Source organism: Bartonella sp. AP58NXGY (assembly GCF_042195785.1).
In the GTDB taxonomy this organism is placed as follows: domain Bacteria; phylum Pseudomonadota; class Alphaproteobacteria; order Rhizobiales; family Rhizobiaceae; genus Bartonella.
Window position 1 is genome coordinate 1 of the sequence record NZ_JBHIOY010000077.1, and the last position, 1,286, is coordinate 1,286.

The following is a 1,286-nucleotide window of genomic DNA, read 5'->3' on the forward strand; positions in this document are numbered from 1 at the left end:
GTTTATCATTGTTCCTTAAACGTTTCTGAATTACCTAAAGAAGATATCCCATTTATACTCCCTCAAACAGCATCCTCCTGTGAAGCTAGATCTCAAAGCTATCGGCTTCAATCTAAAAATTAAAATCCATGAAAAAAATAAAATACGAAAAGATCCAAGAGTCTGTTTTATTTTTAAATGAACTCTTTTCTCTAAATCCATAGAAGATTTATTTGTGGTTTTAGTGGCATTATTTTTTTCATAACGCACGTGCTTTAGCTGTTTTTATCAATAGATAAATACTGATTTATAATGATCATTTACCTCCCTCTATAGTCAATAAGAAGATTAAATATGATCATATTTTTCACTTTTCTTCCTCTATTTTAAAAATTGTTTTTTGGCTCTCTCAAGTATTATATAAACCGTATAGAGGTTTCCTCTTTAAATATATAAAAAATAACGCGGAATTACTCCGCGTTAACAAAATTATCAAATGTATATAGATTCTGTATTTCCCAATCATACTCATGATTTTATAGCATAGACGACTGTTGTATTAACGGGGCGTGTTTCAGCCTCACCCGTATTGGCAAGAGTTACCTTGTGTGTATGCGCACCAGCAGAAGCTGTTGTCCCTTTCAAGGTTGTATTATAGGTATAATAATTCGGGAGTCTCCCAATATTACCAGTTGGCCATCCAACTCCTTTATACTCAAAATCGTGCACATGTGCTCCTGATTCTTCAACGGTTCCAATATGCGTATGCGATTTTATGCTATCTTGTTGTTCATCTGCAAATTTTCTATCCTCATCTAAACCCCGACCATCATCAAAGCCACGTAGAAACATGCCTCTAAAATCAGGAACTTTAAAAGTTGTATCGCTATCTTTTCCCCATTTATCACCTATAGCCTTGAATAACTGCGGATAATCTTCACGCTTATAAGCCGTACCATCACATAAAAGCCAACCATTCGGTATATTTTGCATAGCAAATGTTGCAATGAATCCAGCGGGAAAACTTTCTATCTTTGGTGCTGTAGGGTTCAATAAATACCAACCATCTCGACCTTCTGTTGAAACATGGCCATTATATACCATTTCATAAATACCATCTGTTTGTAGCTCTCCCCCTTCTAACGATATAACACCTGTATGCGTCGCCTTATAAATAGGCTTTTCTTCCATGCTATTAACTTTTATTGTCGTCTTGCCAACATTCACGCCATGGGCCTTAAAACGTATGATGATATCATTGTTGTATTTCTTTATCGGTGAAACTGTCTTTAAGGTAATTAATGTTG

At 35.1% G+C, this 1,286-nt stretch carries 1 protein-coding gene and 1 pseudogene; one reads left to right on the forward strand and one right to left on the reverse strand.

What is annotated here, in order from left to right:
• Positions 1–123 (forward strand): annotated as a pseudogene (locus ACFINC_RS09535) (iron ABC transporter); the annotation flags it as partial.
• A gap of 384 nt (positions 124–507) precedes the next feature.
• Here ACFINC_RS09535 and ACFINC_RS09540 read toward each other — a convergent pair.
• On the reverse strand, positions 508–1,286 hold a 779-nt coding region (locus ACFINC_RS09540), incomplete at its 5' end, for a tail fiber protein (protein ID WP_375617056.1).